Annotated in this window: 14 protein-coding genes and 6 tRNA genes; 2 read left to right on the plus strand and 18 right to left on the minus strand. The window is 68.5% G+C overall.

What is annotated here, in order from left to right; genetic code table 11:
• Positions 1-201: 201 nt before the first annotated feature.
• A complete protein-coding gene (locus LXT12_RS04135; protein ID WP_233389772.1) occupies positions 202-846 on the plus strand; it encodes a transposase in 645 nt (214 codons plus the stop codon).
• Positions 830-1,081 carry a hypothetical protein gene (locus tag LXT12_RS04140; protein ID WP_233389774.1) on the plus strand — a complete coding sequence of 84 codons (252 nt, stop codon included), beginning with the start codon at positions 830-832 and terminating at the stop codon, positions 1,079-1,081. Before LXT12_RS04135 ends, LXT12_RS04140 begins: the two co-directional genes overlap by 17 nt.
• 57 nt (positions 1,082-1,138) lie before the next feature.
• On the opposite strand, the gene LXT12_RS04145 is transcribed toward LXT12_RS04140, so the two are convergent.
• The 18 genes from LXT12_RS04145 to LXT12_RS04230 form a co-directional block, all read right to left on the minus strand.
• Positions 1,139-1,215, minus strand: a tRNA-Asp gene (locus LXT12_RS04145).
• A gap of 85 nt (positions 1,216-1,300) precedes the next feature.
• A tRNA-Glu gene (locus LXT12_RS04150) sits at positions 1,301-1,376 on the minus strand.
• Between the two features lie 55 nt (positions 1,377-1,431).
• Positions 1,432-1,507: transfer RNA gene (locus LXT12_RS04155), tRNA-Ala, on the minus strand.
• A gap of 76 nt (positions 1,508-1,583) precedes the next feature.
• Positions 1,584-1,660: transfer RNA gene (locus tag LXT12_RS04160), tRNA-Asp, on the minus strand.
• A gap of 52 nt (positions 1,661-1,712) precedes the next feature.
• Positions 1,713-1,788, minus strand: a tRNA-Glu gene (locus LXT12_RS04165).
• Between the two features lie 53 nt (positions 1,789-1,841).
• A tRNA-Ala gene (locus LXT12_RS04170) sits at positions 1,842-1,917 on the minus strand.
• A 97-nt stretch (positions 1,918-2,014) separates the two neighbouring features.
• On the minus strand, positions 2,015-3,427 hold the full coding sequence (gene gltX, locus LXT12_RS04175; RefSeq protein ID WP_233389776.1) for a glutamate--tRNA ligase: 1,413 nt from the start codon (positions 3,425-3,427) through the stop codon (positions 2,015-2,017).
• The gene (locus LXT12_RS04180; protein WP_233389778.1) at positions 3,427-4,650 is read right to left on the minus strand and encodes an O-succinylhomoserine sulfhydrylase; all 1,224 of its coding nucleotides are present in this window, start codon (positions 4,648-4,650) and stop codon (positions 3,427-3,429) included. Before LXT12_RS04180 ends, gltX begins: the two co-directional genes overlap by 1 nt.
• 3 nt (positions 4,651-4,653) lie before the next feature.
• Positions 4,654-6,165 (minus strand): amidophosphoribosyltransferase, encoded by a 1,512-nt coding sequence (gene purF / locus LXT12_RS04185; protein WP_233389780.1) that lies wholly within the window; start codon positions 6,163-6,165, stop codon positions 4,654-4,656.
• Between the two features lie 10 nt (positions 6,166-6,175).
• Entirely contained in the window at positions 6,176-6,709 is a 534-nt protein-coding gene (locus LXT12_RS04190; RefSeq protein WP_233389782.1) for a CvpA family protein, read from the minus strand.
• A 10-nt stretch (positions 6,710-6,719) separates the two neighbouring features.
• Positions 6,720-7,532: an SPOR domain-containing protein gene (locus LXT12_RS04195; RefSeq protein ID WP_233389784.1), complete on the minus strand. Its 813-nt coding sequence runs from the start codon at positions 7,530-7,532 to the stop codon at positions 6,720-6,722.
• Positions 7,533-7,546: 14 nt separating this feature from the next.
• Positions 7,547-8,857, minus strand: a complete 1,311-nt coding sequence (gene folC / locus LXT12_RS04200; protein WP_233389786.1) for a bifunctional tetrahydrofolate synthase/dihydrofolate synthase — start codon at positions 8,855-8,857, stop codon at positions 7,547-7,549.
• 60 nt (positions 8,858-8,917) lie between these two features.
• Complete coding sequence (gene accD, locus LXT12_RS04205; protein WP_233389788.1) at positions 8,918-9,790, minus strand: acetyl-CoA carboxylase, carboxyltransferase subunit beta; 873 nt, start codon at positions 9,788-9,790, stop codon at positions 8,918-8,920.
• 2 nt (positions 9,791-9,792) lie between these two features.
• Positions 9,793-10,596 (minus strand): tryptophan synthase subunit alpha, encoded by an 804-nt coding sequence (gene trpA / locus LXT12_RS04210; RefSeq protein WP_233389791.1) that lies wholly within the window; start codon positions 10,594-10,596, stop codon positions 9,793-9,795.
• Positions 10,593-11,846, minus strand: coding sequence for a tryptophan synthase subunit beta (trpB, locus tag LXT12_RS04215; protein WP_233389793.1), 1,254 nt, complete (start codon positions 11,844-11,846; stop codon positions 10,593-10,595). The genes trpA and trpB overlap by 4 nt, the downstream gene beginning before the upstream one ends.
• An 8-nt stretch (positions 11,847-11,854) precedes the next feature.
• The gene (locus tag LXT12_RS04220; RefSeq protein WP_233389795.1) at positions 11,855-12,484 is read right to left on the minus strand and encodes a phosphoribosylanthranilate isomerase; all 630 of its coding nucleotides are present in this window, start codon (positions 12,482-12,484) and stop codon (positions 11,855-11,857) included.
• The gene (gene truA, locus LXT12_RS04225) at positions 12,481-13,263 is read right to left on the minus strand and encodes a tRNA pseudouridine(38-40) synthase TruA (RefSeq protein ID WP_233389797.1); all 783 of its coding nucleotides are present in this window, start codon (positions 13,261-13,263) and stop codon (positions 12,481-12,483) included. The genes LXT12_RS04220 and truA overlap by 4 nt, the downstream gene beginning before the upstream one ends.
• A 55-nt stretch (positions 13,264-13,318) precedes the next feature.
• Positions 13,319-15,865: a motility hub landmark protein FimV gene (locus tag LXT12_RS04230; RefSeq protein ID WP_233389800.1), complete on the minus strand. Its 2,547-nt coding sequence runs from the start codon at positions 15,863-15,865 to the stop codon at positions 13,319-13,321.
• Between the last annotated feature and the right edge of the window lie 267 nt (positions 15,866-16,132).

Genomic DNA, 16,132 nt, shown 5'->3' on the forward strand with positions numbered 1-16,132 from the left:
GAGTAGGTCCCCCTGCCCCTCCGAGCGCGTGTTCGAGCGTCGCCGCCGTGACTTGGCTGCACCATCGGGCAAGGCGGATTCGCGCGTCAGGCTTGCACTTCCGCGGGTAGGGATCGGCTGACATGCCGAAAAGTCCGCCAGGGATGGCCTGCAAAACCTTCTTGTCAGTCCGACTGGCGCGTGGCCTGAGCGTCGGGGACGATGCAGGACACGGATCAGATCACGCTCGGCCTTGACCCGCTGCCCAGGAAGACGCGCAAGGAAGTCTTCCTCGACGAGAGGAACCAAGTCGTACCGCGGGCGGAACTGGTGGCGCTTGTGCAGCCGCATGCGCGCGGCGCACACCAGGCGCTTGGCGGGCCGCCGCCATGTCCTATCGCGACCACGTTGCGCATCCACTGCCTGCAACTATGGTGGAACCTCAGCGCCCCGGCGATGGAAGAAGAGCGGCACGACCGCCCGCTGTACCACCGCATTGCCGGGCTGCAAGCTGTGCCCGACCTTGGCGCGCATTGCGACCTGCGCTTCCTGCTCAGAGCCCTTGTAGAAATCCTGAAGATCTTGTGGGTCATTTTGTGGGTAGCGCCCTTCGATAGCGCTGGAAACCGCATAAAACCTCACTTCCTGACGGACGCCCTCTCCGCCAGGTTTCAACAGCATGATCGGGCCCTTCACGGGCCCGATTGCATTTCGGGGCCGCCCCGCCGTCGGGTGCCAACTGCAATTCATCCCTCGCAAAGCGCAATTCGTCGCTCGACGCTGGTTTCGATGCGCCGTCTGCCCAACACTGCAACGCGTGCCTTGCCGTCTTGCGAGGCTGGAGTAGAAGATGCTGCAAGCGCGTAAGGGATGGATGAGCGTGTGCCTGGCACTCGGCCTGATAGCCGGAGGACTGCCTGCCGAGGCCAGCGAGGTCGTCAAGCTGGCGCGGTTGGTCGTGAGCGGCAAGCGCAGCGCGAACGAAGCGCCGCGCACCACGCCGGCCGAACCGCGCCCCACAAATTCGGGCCAGCAGGCTCACGGCACCGGCGGCAACGATGAAGCCGGTACAGCCCCCGCGCCGGTACGCGGCGTTTCCTGAGCGGCTCCAAAAGAAAAATGCGCCGAATCCGCGAGGATTCGGCGCATTGTCATTTATTGGCGGAGTGGACGGGGCTCGAACCCGCGACCCCCGGCGTGACAGGCCGGTATTCTAACCAACTGAACTACCACTCCGCGTGGGATGAATCGATACCGTCTCTCGACAATACCCAAGCCCATCAAACTCGCCCGTCTTGCGACGGGATTACCAAAACAGGTTTGGCGTCCCCTAGGGGATTCGAACCCCTGTAATCACCGTGAAAGGGTGGTGTCCTAGGCCTCTAGACGAAGGGGACTCAATTCAAACATTCAAACCGCGTGCCACTCAAAAGAACCCATGAGCGGGTATTTTGGTGGAGGTAAGCGGGATCGAACCGCTGACCTCTTGCATGCCATGCAAGCGCTCTCCCAGCTGAGCTATACCCCCGCCGTTTGAACGGTTTCACAAAAGCAAACGGCCAATAAATTGGCCGTTCTTTATCGGGCGGACCCGAAGGAATCCTTGGCGGAGTGGACGGGGCTCGAACCCGCGACCCCCGGCGTGACAGGCCGGTATTCTAACCAACTGAACTACCACTCCGCGTGGGATGAATTCGATACCGTCTTTCGACAATATCCAAGCTCATCAAACTTGGCGTCCCCTAGGGGATTCGAACCCCTGTAATCACCGTGAAAGGGTGGTGTCCTAGGCCTCTAGACGAAGGGGACTAAACCTTCGCAACTTGAACCGCGCGCCACCCAAAAGACCCGGCAGGGTATTTTGGTGGAGGTAAGCGGGATCGAACCGCTGACCTCTTGCATGCCATGCAAGCGCTCTCCCAGCTGAGCTATACCCCCGTGTGCTCCCGTTTTGATTTGTACGCCGGACCGTTGCCGGCCTTCATACTCATCGCTTCGTTTGCAGCGCTGTTCAAGCGAGACCAAGAGTATATGACTAATTTCGGACGCTTTGCAAGCGATCCAGCACTTTTTTCTTGTCGAAGTGCTCGAGGACCGCGTCCAGACTCGGCGTTTGGGCACGACCGCACACCAGCACGCGCACAGGCACGGCCAGTTGCGGCATCTTGAGACCCGTTGCGGCCAGGGTTTCCTTCAACGCCTGCTGGATGGCGGCCTTGTTCCAGTCCGGCAAGGCAGACAGGCGCTCGGCCAGTGCCGCCAAGGCCGGGCGCACCGCCTCGGTGACGTGGGCCGCCAGGTCTTCGGCGGACGGCGCGGCCGGCGCGAAGTACATCGCCAGCCAGTCGGCCAAGGCTGCCACCGTCGCGCAGCGGTCCTTGAACAGGCCGAGCTTGGGCAGGACCTCGCCGGAGGCCACCTTGATGCCCTTGCCCGTCAGTTGGGCGACCACCAGATCCGCTAGGCGGCCTTCGTCGATCTGCTTGACGTAGTGGCCATTGACCCAGTCGAGCTTGGCGGGGTCCCACTGGGCAGGGCTGCGGGACAGGTGGGACCCGTCGAACCACGCCACCATCTGTTCGGCGGTGAAGAGTTCCTCGTCGCCATGGCTCCAGCCCAGTCGGGCCAGGTAGTTCAGCATGCCTTCGGGCAGGTAGCCGTTGGCGGCGTAGTCCATCACGCTGACCGCGCCGCGGCGCTTGGACAGCTTGAGGCCGTCGTCGCCCAGGATGATGGGCAGGTGGCCGAACCGCGGCAGCGGCGCCTCCAGGGCGCGGAAGATGTTGATCTGCCAGGGCGTGTTGTTGACGTGCTCGTCGCCGCGGAAGACGTGGCTGATGCGCATGTCCCAGTCGTCCACGACGACGGCGAAGTTGTAGGTCGGCACGCCGTCCTGGCGAACGATGATGAGGTCGTCGATTTCCTTGTTGGCGATGGTGATCGGCCCCTTCACGAGGTCGTCCCAGGTTACCTCGCCGTCGACGGGGTTGGCAAAGCGGATCACCGGCTTCACGCCCTCGGGCGGCGCCGGCAGTTGCCTGCCCGGCTCGGGACGCCAGCGGCGGTCGTAGAGCGTTTTCTCGCCACGCGCACGCTGGGCCTCGCGCATGGCCTCCAGTTCCTGCGGTGTCGCGTAGCAGCGGTAGGCCTTGCCCTCGGCGATCAATTGCTCGACCACCGCCTGATAACGATCCAGTCGCTGCATCTGGTAGACGGGACCTTCGTCGTAGCTCAGGCCCAGCCAGTTCATGGCGGCAATGATCTGGTCGACCGAATCCTGGGTCGAGCGGGCGACGTCGGTGTCCTCGATGCGCAGCACGAACTCGCCGCCGTGATGGCGGGCATAAGCCCAGGAGTACAGGGCCGTGCGGGCCGTGCCAAGGTGGAGAAAGCCGGTCGGCGACGGCGCGATGCGCGTGCGGACCTTGTCGAAAGCGTTGGAACTCATCAGGTCTTCAAGGTGGAAAGGCCGCGGAGCAGGTCGTCGCAGATATCGTCGACATGCTCCAGGCCGACGGCCAGCCGGATCAGGCCCTGGCCGATGCCGGCCGCCTGGCGCTGCGCCTCGGTGAGGCGGCCGTGCGAGGTCGTCGCGGGGTGGGTGATGATGGTCTTGGTATCGCCGAGATTGGTGGCGATGGAGACAACGCGCGTGCTGTCGATGACGTGGAAGGCGGCCTGGCGGGCCGCTTCGGGCGAGTCGGCCTTCAGCTCGAACGACAGTACCGCCCCGCCCTGCCCACTCTGCTGGCGCATGGCCAGTTCGTGCTGCGGATGGGAGGGCAGCGACGGGCAGTACACGCGGGCGACCTCCGGGCGCGCCTCCAGCCACCGCGCCACCGCCAGGGCCTGCTCGCTCTGGGCCTTCATGCGCAGCGAGAGCGTCTCGAGGCCCTTGAGCACCACCCAGGCGTTGAAGGGCGCCAGCGTCATGCCCACGGTACGAAGGATGGGGCCAAAGACGTCGCGGATGAGGCGGTTGGGGCCGCACAGGGCGCCCGCCATCACCCGGCCCTGCCCGTCCATGTACTTGGTGGCCGAGTGCATGACGATGTCGGCGCCCATCTCCGCCGGCCTCTGCAGCGCCGGGGTGGCATAGGTGTTGTCCACGGCGAGGATGGCGCCCGCGGCGTGGGCGATGTCGGCCAGCGCGCCGATGTCGCAGACCTCGGTCAGCGGATTGGTCGGGGTCTCTGCGAACAGCAGTCGGGTCGTCGGCCGCAGGGCGGCACGCCATTCAGCCAGGTCGGTCTGGGAGACAAAGCTGGTCTCGACACCGAACTTGCCGAACTCCTTGGCGAAGAGGTTGATCGTGGAGCCGAACACCGAGCGCGAGCACACCACATGGTCCCCCGCCTTCAGCACGCCCATGCCCAGCAGCAGGATGGCGCTCATGCCGGTCGACGTGGCGATCGCGCCCTCGGTGCCCTCCAGCGCGGCCAGGCGCGCCTCCAGGCTGCGCACCGTCGGGTTGCTGGTGCGCGAGTAGGTGAAGTCCTCGGAGTTGGAGAACTTGCGCGCCGAGGTCTCGGCATCGGGCTGGACGTAGGCCGTCGTCAGGAACAGGGCCTCGGAGTTCTCGCCGTGCTGGCTGGGCGGCAGGGCCGTGCGCACCGCCAGGGTCTCGGGGCGCAGGCCGTCCGGCAGCGGGCGGTGGATGGAATCGCTCATCCCTCAGCCCTCACTCGCGCTTTGCAGGGCCAGGCGGCTGCGGGCGGCACCGTCTTCCTCGTCGCCCTGGGACACGCGCTGTTCGCGGATGGCGGCAAAGTCGGCCAGGCTCACGTCGCCCGTCACGTAGTGGCCGTCGAAGCAACTGGCCTCGAAGCCGGCCAGGCCGGGCTTCAGGGCAGCCACGACGCGCTTCATGGCGTCGACGTCCTGGTAGATGAGCGCGTCGGCCCCGATGTACTGACGGATTTCTTCGACGGAGCGGCCATGGGCGATCAGTTCCTCCTGCGTCGGCATGTCGATGCCATAGACGTTGGGGAAGCGCACCGGCGGCGCCGCCGAGGCGAGGTAGACCTTGCGGGCCCCGGCATCGCGGGCCATCTGCACGATCTCCTTGGAGGTGGTGCCGCGGACGATGGAGTCGTCCACCAGCAGTACGTTGCGGTTCTTGAACTCCAGGCCGATGGCGTTGAGCTTCTGCCGAACGCTCTTCTTGCGCGCACCCTGCCCCGGCATGATGAAGGTGCGGCCGACGTAGCGGTTCTTCACGAAGCCTTCGCGGTAGGGCTTGCCGATGCGGTGGGCCAGTTGCATGGCCGAGGGGCGGCTGCTCTCGGGGATGGGGATGACCACGTCGATGTCCGTCGGCGGCATGGTCGAGATGACGCGCTGGGCCAGGGTCTCGCCCATGTTGAGCCGGGCCTGGTAGACGGAGATGCCGTCCATGACCGAGTCCGGCCGGGCCAGGTAGACGAACTCGAACATGCAGGGGTTGAGCGTGGGCTGGTCGTTGCACTGCTCCGTGTGGAGCTTGCCGTCCATGTCCACGAAGAGCGCCTCGCCGGGGGCCACGTCGCGCTCGAGCTGGTGGCCGGTGCCTTCCAGCGCCACGCTTTCGCTGGCCACCATGAAGTCGCCGCTGGCGCTGCGGCCGAAGCACAGCGGCCGGATGCCGAAGGGGTCGCGGAAAGCCAGCAGCCCCCAGCCGGCGATGAGGGCCACGACCGCATAGCTGCCCTTGATGCGCTTCTGCACGGCGCGCACGGCCGAGAAGATCTCCTTGGGCGTCAGCGGCAGGTCGCGCGCGGCCAGCTCCAACTCGTGGGCCAGCACGTTGATCAGCACCTCGGTGTCGCTCTCTGTGTTGATGTGGCGGCGGTCCACCTCGAAGAGCTCCTCCTTCAGCGCGTGCGCATTGGTGAGGTTGCCGTTGTGCACCAGCACGATGCCGAACGGCGCGTTCACGTAGAAGGGCTGAGCCTCTTCCTCGCTGTAGGCGTTGCCTGCCGTGGGGTAGCGCACCTGGCCGAGGCCGATGTTGCCCGGCAGGGCCCGCATGTTGCGGGTGCGGAACACGTCGCGCACCATGCCGCGCGCCTTGTGCATGAAGCACTTCTGGCCCTGCATGGTGACGATGCCGGCCGCATCCTGGCCGCGGTGCTGCAGCAGCAGCAGGGCGTCGTAGATGAGCTGGTTGACGGGGGAAGCGGCAAGGGTGCCGACGATGCCACACATGGCGAAATCCTTAGTCTGTCGATGCCGCCTCAGATGGGGTCATCGAGCGGGAAACAAATCGGGCGACGGGCTCGGGCAACAGGGGCGCCACGTCGTGCAAAACGCTGGCCAGCACCGGTGCGGCCCGAGAGGCCCGCCACGGCGCCGACTCAGCCAGCGGCGAGGCGCCGATGACGAGCACCAGCAGCAGCGCGATGAAGATGCCGCGCAGCGCGCCGAAGCCGGCACCGCCCAGGCGGTCCAGCGGCGACAGCGGCGTGGCATGGATCAGCGCCTTGACCAGGCGCGAGGCCAGGCTCCAGACGATGAGCACGGCGACGAAGGCCAGGGCGAGCGCCACGATGTGGACGACGGCGGGACCGAACTTGCCCTCCGGCAGCATGCCCTCGACCACCGGCGCGAGCGGCGGGGCTGCGAAATACGCCACCACCCAGCCCGCCAGGGACATCACCTCGAACACCAGGCCGCGCCACAGGCCGATGCCGACGGAGATCAGCAACAGCACCGCCAGTGCGAGATCGACCCAGCTCAGCGAGACGTCCACGGTACCCGGCTCACAGCGTCAGGATGGCGCCGGGCAGGCCGGCGCCCTTGAGCTTGGCCGCGGCCCGCTCGGCCTCGTCGCGGCTGGCAAAGGGCCCCAGCCGCACGCGCACCCGTCGGCCATCGGCCGTGTCCACCGCCTGGGCGTAGGTCTTGAGGCCCAGCTTTTCGACCTTGACGCGCACGTCCTGGGCCGTCTTGTTCTCGCCATAGGCGCCGACCTGGACGATGAAACGCGTGCCTCCCGCAGCCGCAGGGGTGGGCGTCTCCTTGCCCTCCAGCAGGGCTTGGGCGCGCGCGCCGTCGTTGGCGTGGGGCCTGGCCCGGTCGGCGGTCTTGTCGGCCGGCTTGTCCGCCACCTTCACGGGAGGCTTCTCGGCCGGCTTGTCCACCGGTCTCGCCGTCACGGGACGGTCGGTCGCGGGGGCCTTCTCCGCCACCTTGTCGGCGGCCTTCTCGACCGGTTTCTCGGCGACCCGCTCGACCGGTGCCGGCGTGCTGGCCACCGGCTGGGGCGCCGTGACGGGCTCCGCTTGCGACAGCGGTTCGCGCGTGGGCACGGCCAAGGGCGGCGCGGTGTCCTTGCGGGGGATCTCGATGGGCAGGTCGACCGGAATCGGCCGGGGCTGGGTCTCGAAGATCAGCGGGAAGCCGACGACGCCGGCCGCCACCAGCACGGCCGCGCCGATCAAGCGACGCCGGGCGCGCACGCGCAGCACCTGCACGTCGTCGGCGGCCGTGGCCTTGGCGCCGGACTTGGCCGATTTCTTGGGCGCCGCCGCGGCGGCGGCGTCATCGCGCTTGAGGAAGGAAAACAGGCCCATCGGCGGCGGCTGGCTCAGTGGAGGGTGGGAGGCTCGGGCGCTGTGGCCCCGGCGGTCACGCGCGGGATGCCCTGCTGCAAGACGCCTCCCACGGTGTGGAAGGAACCGAAGACCAGGATTCTATCGGCCGCGGTCGCCCCGGCCGCCGCCGCGCGCAGGGCGTCCAGCGGCGTGGCATGGGTGTAGGTCGCGACGTCGGGAGGCGTCCTGAGGCCTGCGGCGAGGAAGGCCGCCTGCAATTCGTTGGCCGTCGCGGCCCGCGGCAGAGGCAGGTCGGTGAAATGCCAGACGTCCACCAGGGGCGCGATGCGGCCGAGGATGCCGGCGAGGTCCTTGTCCGCCATGGCGCCGAACACGGCATGGGTGCGCGGGAAGAAGCCCATCTGGTCGAGGTTCTGCGCCAGCGCCGCCACGGCGTGCGGGTTGTGGGCCACGTCGAGCACGACGGCGGGCTGGCCGGCCAGCACCTGGAAGCGCCCGGGCAGTTCCACCAGCGCCAGGCCGGTGCGCACGGCCTGGGCGCTGATCGGCAGGCGGTCGGCCAGGGCCTCGAAGGCCGCGAGCACGCCCGCGGCGTTCAGCAACTGGTTGACGCCGCGAAGCGCCGGGTAGGCCAGGCCCGAATAGCGCTTGCTGCGGCCGACCCACTGCCACTGCGTGCGGTCGCCGCTGAAGCTGAAGTCGCGCCCGAGCTGGCGCAGGTCGGCGTCGATCTCCTTCGCCCGCTCGGCCAGCGAGGCCGGCGGGACGGGGTCGCTCACGACCACCGGGTGGCCGGTGCGCATGATGCCGGCCTTCTCGCGGCCCACGCTCTCGCGATCTGGGCCGAGATATTCGGTGTGGTCCAGGTCGATGCTGGTGATGACGGCGCAATCGGCGTCGATGACGTTGACGGCATCCAGCCGGCCGCCCAGGCCGACTTCGAGGATGACCAGGTCCAGCGCCTCGTGCTGCAGGCGCCGCATGATGGCCAGGGTGGTGAACTCGAAGTAGGTGAGCGTGACGTCGCCGCGCGCGGCCTCGACGGCCTCGAAGTGCGGCTCCAGGGACTCGGCGGCCACCGGCGCGCCGCCCACGCGGCAGCGCTCCTGGAAGTGCACGAGATGCGGCTTGATGTAGAGGCCCACGCGGTAGCCGGCATGCAGGGCGATGGACTCCAGCATGGCGCAGGTCGAGCCCTTGCCGTTGGTGCCGGCGACGACGATGGTCGGGCAGTCGAAGGCGATGGCGAGCCTGTCCTTCACCGCCTTGACGCGGTCCAGCGTCATGTCGATGGTCTTGGGGTGCAGGCGCTCGCAGTGGGCGAGCCAGTCGTCAAGCGTCATGGCGAGGTCCAAAAACAAAAGCCAGGCACGGGGCCTGGCTCGCAGGTCGCAAACGCGCGGTCAGGCCACCGCATCGGCGCTCTGGCGCTGCAGCATGGCCAACTGGCGGGCAATGGTCTCGCGCAGCTGCCGGCGGTCGACGATCATGTCGATGGCGCCCTTCTCCATCAGGAATTCGGCCCGCTGGAAGCCGGCGGGCAGCTTCTCACGCACCGTGTTCTCGATGACGCGCGGGCCGGCAAAGCCGATCAGCGCCTTGGGCTCGGCCAGCACGATGTCGCCGACGAAGGCGAAGCTGGCCGACACGCCGCCCATGGTCGGGTCCGTCAGGACGCTGATGTAGGGCAGCTTGGCCTTGGCCAGGCGGGTCAGCGAAGCATTGGTCTTGGCCATCTGCATCAGGCTCAGCAGGCCCTCCTGCATCCGCGCGCCGCCGGTGGCGGTGAAGCAGATGAAGGGCGTCTTCTGCTCGATGGCGGTCTCGACGCCGCGCACGAAGCGCTCACCGACGACCGAGCCCATGGAGCCGCCCATGAAGTCGAACTCGAAGCAGGCGGTCACCACCGGCACGCTCATGACGGCGCCGCCCATGACGATGAGCGCATCCGTCTCGCCCGTGGACTCCAGCGCTTCCTTCAGCCGGTCGGGGTACTTCTTGCTGTCCTTGAACTTGAGCGCATCGACCGGCAGCACCTCCTGGCCGATCTCGTAGCGGCCTTCGGGGTCGAGGAAGGCGTCCAGGCGGGCGCGCGCGCCGATGCGGTGGTGGTGCGAGCACTTGGGGCAGACGTTGATGTTCTGCTCGAGGTCGGTCTTGTAGAGCACCGTCTCGCAGCTCGGGCACTTGATCCACAGGCCCTCGGGCACCGTGCGGCGGTCCGCCGGATCGCCTTGCTGGATCTTGGGCGGCAGCAGTTTGTCGAGCCAACTCATGGTCAGTCCTTCTTGTCGAGTGCAGCGCGGATCTCTCGGATGAAGGCCGCGCCGGTCAGGGCGACATTATCCAGCGGCTGGCGCTCCAGCAATTCGACCAGCTTCGAGCCGATGACGACGGCGTCCGACACCTCGGCCACCGCGCGCGCCGTGGCGCCGTCCCGGATGCCGAAACCCACGCCCACCGGCACGCTGACGTGGCGCCGGATGCGCGGCACCATGGCCGCCACGGCCCCGGTGTCCAGGTGCCCCGCGCCCGTCACGCCCTTGAGCGAGACGTAGTAGACGTAGCCGCTGGCAAGCCGGCCGACCTGCTCCATCCGGGCCTCGGTGGACGTGGGTGCCAGCAGGAAGATGGCATCCATGCCCGCGGCACGCAGCCGGGCGGTGAACTCCTCGCACTCCTCGGGCGGGTAGTCGACAATGAGCACGCCGTCCACGCCGGCTTCGCTCGCATCCTTGACGAAGGCCTCCAGGCCGTAGTGCTCCACCGGGTTGGCGTAGCCCATCAGCACCAGGGGCGTGGTGTCGTTGCGGGCGCGGAACTCACGCACGTAGCCGAGCACCTTGCGCAGGCCGATGCCCTGCTTGAGCGCCCGCTCGCCGGCGCGCTGGATGACGGGGCCGTCGGCCATGGGGTCGGAGAACGGCACGCCGAGCTCGATGACGTCGGCACCCGCCTCGGCCATGGCCAGCAGCAGGTCGACGGTGGCCGCCGGATGCGGGTCGCCCGCGGTGACGAAGGGGATCAGCGCCTTGCGGCCGGCGGCCTTCAGGGCCTCGAAAGTGGTGGCGATGCGGCTCATTGCTTCACCTTTTCGCCGGCTTGCGACGGGCGGTCGAAATAGGCGGCGCCGGAGAGGTCGGCCACCGTGCCGATGTCCTTGTCGCCCCGCCCGCTGAGGTTGACGAGCAGGATCTTGTCCGGCGGCAGCGTTGGCGCGAGCTTGATAGCGTGGGCGACCGCGTGGCTGGACTCCAGCGCCGGGATGATGCCCTCCGTGCGGCACAGCCGGTGGAAGGCCGCCAGTGCCTCGGCGTCGGTGACGCCGACGTACTCGGCACGGCCGATGTCCTTCAGGTGGGCATGCTCGGGACCGACGCCGGGGTAGTCCAGGCCGGCGGAGATGGAGTGGGTCTCGATGATCTGGCCGTCCTCGTCCTGCAGCAGGTAGGTGCGGTTGCCGTGCAGCACGCCGGGGGTGCCGGCGGTGAGCGTGGCCGCATGCTTGCCGCTGGCGATGCCCTGCCCTTCGGCCTCCACGCCGATGAGGCGGACCTCCTCGTGCGGGATGTAGGGATGGAAGATGCCGATGGCGTTGCTGCCGCCGCCCACGCAGGCGACGACGGCATCGGGCTGGCGGCCGGCCAGCTCGGGCATCTGCTGCAGGCACTCCAGGCCGATGATGCGCTGGAAGTCGCGCACCATCATCGGGTAGGGATGCGGGCCGGCGACGGTGCCGATGATGTAGAAGGTGTTCTCGACGTTCGTCACCCAGTCGCGCATGGCTTCGTTCAGCGCGTCCTTCAGCGTCTTGCTGCCGCTTTCCACCGGCACGACGGTGGCGCCGAGCAGCTTCATGCGGTAGACGTTGGGCGACTGGCGCTTGACGTCCTCGCTGCCCATGTAGACGACGCACTCCAGGCCATAGCGGGCGCAGATGGTGGCGGTGGCCACGCCGTGCTGGCCGGCGCCGGTCTCGGCGATGACGCGCGGCTTGCCCATGCGCTTGGCGAGCAGGGCCTGGCCGATGACGTTGTTGATCTTGTGCGCGCCGGTGTGGTTCAAGTCCTCGCGCTTGAGGTAGATCTGGGCGCCGCCCAGTTCGCGGCTCAGGCGCTCGGCGTGGTAGATCGGGCTCGGCCGGCCGACAAAGTGCGTCAGCTCCTTCTTGAACTCGGCGAGGAACTCGGGATCGTCGCGGTAGTGGGCATAGGCGTCCTTGAGCTGGTCGAGCGCATGGACAAGGGTCTCGGACACGAAGCTGCCGCCGTACGTCGGCGTGCCGGCATGGCGGAAATGCCCGGTCGCATCGGGCTGGTCGTAGGGGAACATGGTTTTTCCTAGCGGGTCAGTTCGGCGTCGGCGCGGCGCACCGCGCGGCAGAACTGGTGGATCAGGTCGGCGCTCTTGATGCCCTTGGACACCTCGACGCCGGAACTCACATCAACGGCCCAGGGCCGCACCCGTGCGATGCCATCGGCTACGTTGGCAGCACTCAACCCACCAGACAAAACGAGGCGAGAGCTGACGTTTGGAGGAACGAGTGACCAATCGAAGACCTTGCCGCCGCCGCCATAACCTTCGACGGGAGCGTCGAGCAGGATGGCCTGGGCGTTGGAAAAACGAGAACCGAAGTCTACCAAGTCGAAACCGGGCGTCACGGCCGCGGCGCGCAGATAGGGCCGCTCGGTGCGATCACAGTCGGCTGGCGTCTCGTCGCCATGGAACTGCACGAGCATGTTGGGCAGGGCCTCGAGACCGGCCTGCAGCTCCGCATCGGTCGCATTGACGAAAAGGCCCACCGGCGTGACGAAGGGCGGCAGCAAGCGCGCCAGCACCCTCGCCCGCTGCGGCGTCACGAAGCGCGCGCTCTTGGCATAGAAGACGAAGCCGACGGCGTCGGCACCGGCCTCGACCGCCGCTTCCACGTGGGCTTCCTGGCTGAGGCCGCAGATCTTGATTCGGGTCATGGCAACCAATCGAGCGCGGCGACATGCCGCGGGATGTCCAGCTCGGCATCGTAGGTCGGGCCGAGGAAATACAGGCCGTCAGGGGCGAAGGTGGGCGCGGCCACCTTGCGGTCGCGGGCGGCCAGCACCTCGCTGACCCAGTCCGGCGAACGCGTGCCGCTGCCCACCGCGAGCAGGCAGCCCATCAGGTTGCGCACCATGTGGTGCAGGAAGGCGCTGGCCTCGAACTCGAAGCGCCAGTAGGCGCCGCGCCGCTCGACGCGGATTTCGCGCAGCGTCTTGACCGGCGAGGCCGCCTGGCATTCGGCCGAGCGGAAGGAGGTGAAATCGTGCTCGCCGATCAGGCGCTCAGCCGCGGCTTCGAGCGCGGCCTGGTCCAGCGGCCGGAAGATCCAGCCGCACTGGCCCGACTCGATGGCCGGCCGCACGGCCGATTCCAGCAGCAGATAGGCATAACGCCGGCCTCGGGCGGAGTTGCGGGCGTGGAAGGCGTCGCCGGGGAAGCGGCACCACTGGATGGCGATGTCAGGCGGCAGGTAGCGGTTGCTGCCGCGCACCCAGGAGAAGGGCTCGCGCTCGACCTCGGTGTCGAAGTGCACGACCTGGTTGATGCCGTGCACGCCCGCGTCGGTGCGGCCGGCGCACAGGGTGCGGATGGGCCGGGCCGCGAAGGCGGACAGGCCTTTTTCGAGGGCGTCCTGCACCGTGCGGCCGCCGGGCTGGCTCTGCCAACCGTTGTAGCCGCCGCCGCGGTAGCTCACTCCCAATGCGACTCTCATGGACTGTCAAGAAAAACGCCCGGCCAAGCCGGGCGTCAGAGTATCGCGGCAGAGCTCAGCGCAGCTCGTTGAGCATGGCCTGGGCACGATCCCGCAGCGAGCCGCTGGCGCGCTGGATCAGCTCCTGCAGCACTTCGCGGGCACCTTCCGTGTCGCCGATCTGGCGGAACTCGTCGGCGAGTTCCAACTGGCGCACCAGGGGGTCGCCGTCGTCGTCGCCCAGGGCCTCGAGGGCTTCGGCCAGCTTGTCGGGGTGGGTCTCGCCAGGCTGGGTCGGCTCGCCGAGGTCGAAGTCGAGGTCGGTCGAGGCCACGGCCGGCGCGGCGGGCGCGGGCGGCGGACTGACCGGCAGGCCGCCCATGCCGCTGAGGTCGAAGTCCAGGTTGGGCGCCGGAGGCGCCGTCCGCGTGCCACGGCTGGAGATGTCGAAGTCCATCGTCATCGGCGCACGCTCGGCCGAGGCGGGCATGGCCTGCGTCGCGGCCATGGCCGTCGGCGAGACGGGTTCGGGCGCATCCAGGTCCAGGTCCAGGGCGAGGTCGAAGCCGCTGACGGGGCCGGTGTCCGGGCCGCTGCGGGACAGGGCGTCGGTGCCGAGATGAGCCGCGGCGGCATGGGCGCCGCTGGGCACCGCGGTCTGCGGCAGCGTGCTGGCGTTCATGGGCTCGGGGCGCAGCTCCGGGCCGTCCTCGACGTGGGCGGGCGCGCCGCCCGGCTGGTAGAGGGGGTTGTCCGGATCGATGCCGCGGCCGAGTTCCTGGGCCTTGGACCAATCCTCGCCGCTGCCCTTGGTCTCCGCGTAGAGCTGGACGGCCAGCTGCTCGAAGCCCTTGGTGTCGCGGCGCTTGGCGTAGACCTCCAGCAGCTTGAGGCGGATGGCCAGGCGCGTCGGGTTTGCGCGCAGTGCTTCCTTCAGGATCTCCTCAGCCTGCAGGTCGCGGCCATAGGCGAGATAGACATCGGCCTCGGCGACCGGATCGACATCCCCGATGGCGTCGAGCTGGCTGAGCGAATAGCTCATCGACGACTGGCCACTGGTCTGGGCGTCGCGCGTGTCCACCCGCTGGCCGCCCGTGCCGCCGAAGAAGGAATCGGGCTGCAGGCGGCTTTCGTGGAAGCCCGTCTCAGCCGCATGCGTCGGACGGCGCGAGCGCAGCCGGTACAGGCCGAAGCCGCCCAGCACTGCAACCAGCACCCCGGCCAGGGGCAGCACGATGGGGTTGTCGAGCAGCTGCTCGATGAAGCTCGGCGGTTCGGCGGCCGGCGGCGGCGCCAGCGGGGCGCTGGCGCGCGCCATGGGCCGCGAAGCCGCAGCGCTGGCCGCCGCCACCGGTGCAGAGGCCGCGGCCGAGGCCGCCTCGACCGCGGCGACGACCGGCGCGGGCACGGTCGGCGTCACCGGCGTGGATGCCGTCGACGCCGTGGAGGCCGCCTGCGCGCCGGGCTTGGCGGCGGTGGACAGGCGCTTGAGTTCCTCGACGTTGCGGGTCAGCTCCGCCACGCGGGCCGCGGCGTCCTTCTTCTCGGCTTCCTTCGAGACCTTGGCCTCCGCGGCGCTGGCCGAGGACGCCTTGCTCAGCGTCAGCTTGTCGGGCGTCGGCGCCGCCGCAGGCTTGCGGTCTTCGACGGCGGCCTGCACCTGCCCCTTGGACTGGCGCTCGCTCTCGTTGGATTGCAGCGTCGGCGCGGCGGAGGCGAGGCGCTGGCGGTAGGCGGAGAAATCGGCGCTCTGGGCCAGGATGACCCGGCGGGCCTCGGCGGGCGGCACGGCGGCGAGCGTCTCGCTGCCAGGCACCTGCAGCACCGTGCCGGCCTTGACCCGGTTCATGTTGCCGTCGATGAAGGCGTCCGGGTTGTTGCGGAACAGGCCGACCAGCATCTGGTCGAGCGAGATGCCAGCGACCTGCGTGCGGGCCGCGATCTTGGACAGCGAGTCGCCAGGGCGCACGGCGTACTCGGAGGCGGTCGCGACGGGCGGACGCACGGCCACCGGCGCTGGCGGCTTGGCCACCGCGACGGGCGCGGGCGCCGGGGTGGCGCTCCGGGGCAAAGCGGCCGTCACCGCAGGCGCCGGTGCAGGCACGGCCTCGGAGGACGCGGCTTGGCTTGGCGCCGGCGTGGCGGCAATGGCCGGCGGCGCCGTGATGACGGGAGCAGGCTTGGGCAGGCCCGGCGGATCGAACAGCAGCGTGTATTCGCGGACCAGCCTGCCGCTGGACCAGGTCAGCTCGAGGATGACGTCCACGAAGGGTTCCTGCACCGCCCGGTCGCTCAGGACGCGCAGCACGGTGCGGCCGTCGCGCTTGACGACCTGGACCTGGGTGGAGCTGAGCACCGGGTTGAAGTCGACACCGGTGGCGCGGTAGGCCTCCGCCGGCGCGACCCGAACCTTCAGCGTGGCGGCTTCTTCGGCCGACAGGCTGGTGACGTCGATCTCGGCGCGCATGGTCTCGCCGAGCGCCGACTGCACGTTCAGCTTGCCCAGGCCCAGCGCGTGCGCGCCGCCGCTGCTGGCCACGAGCAAGGCAGCAAGCGCCAGACGGTGGCGGGCGAAGCCGGTTGGGCGAACTCCCTCGGATGCGTCGCGGGTGTGGTCTTTCAAGGCATTCCCCAAAGCAACAAGGCGGGGCAATGGGCCCCGCCTGTCTCGATCTTCAGCACGCGCTGCACGAACCGGATCTGCACGCTGGTTTGCACGTTATCGCCTGCGTCGAGTCTCGAACTAAAAACACAACGGCATCAAGCATATACGCGGAAATGCTCACGCGATACCTGATGTGTCGCTTGGTTTCCATATCCAACCCGGGGTGAACCCTAGGTTCCACCGTAACAGACCGTAAGCAACCGCACCTTGCTGCAGCTGCGGGCC

The sequence above is a fragment of the Pelomonas caseinilytica genome (assembly GCF_021353235.1).
GTDB classification, from domain to species: Bacteria; Pseudomonadota; Gammaproteobacteria; order Burkholderiales; family Burkholderiaceae_C; genus Pelomonas; species Pelomonas caseinilytica.